Raw genomic sequence first — 583 nt, forward strand, 5'->3', positions numbered from 1 at the left:
GAGTTGCCAATTACGACAATGGAGTTGTACCAACGCTTGAAAGCGCGTGGTGTATTGATTGTTCCGGGTGAGTACTTCTTTATTGGTCAGAAAGACGAGTGGGACCATGCTCATCAGTGCTTGCGCATGAACTACGTTCAAGACGATGAGATGATGCAGAAAGGTATCGCGATTATCGCGGAAGAAGTCGAAAAGGCTTACCAACAAGGTCAGTAAAGCAAACTCCCGCATCAAAGACACAAATTAAAAAGAGCGCCAACTGGCGCTCTTTCTCACTCTATAGGGCAAATAACTTGCTGATTAGTTGCTTTCTAGCAGGTTGTTGCCACCGATAGCAATTTTGCGTGGTTGCATTGCTTCTGGAATTTCACGAACCAAGTCAATGTGTAATAGGCCGTTTTCCATTGAAGCGCCAGTCACTTTTACATAGTCCGCTAATTGGAACTTACGTTCAAAATCGCGCTCTGCAATGCCTTGGTACACGTAGTTTTTGCCTTCTTCTGCTTTACGCTCGCCCTTCACGATCAACATGTTTTCATTTTGAGTTAGATCGAGTTGGTCTTCAGAGAAACCAGCAACTGCC

1 protein-coding gene and 1 pseudogene are annotated in these 583 nt (G+C 44.9%); one reads left to right on the forward strand and one right to left on the reverse strand.

What is annotated here, in order from left to right; translation table 11 throughout:
* Positions 1–216: pseudogene (gene avtA / locus R7Q48_RS29355) on the forward strand (valine--pyruvate transaminase); the annotation flags it as partial.
* An 84-nt stretch (positions 217–300) separates the two neighbouring features.
* Here the strand turns inward: avtA and R7Q48_RS29360 are convergent.
* The coding region (locus R7Q48_RS29360; RefSeq protein ID WP_318133885.1) for an Hsp20 family protein at positions 301–583 on the reverse strand (283 nt) is incomplete at its 5' end.

This window comes from Vibrio sp. 378, from assembly GCF_033339435.1.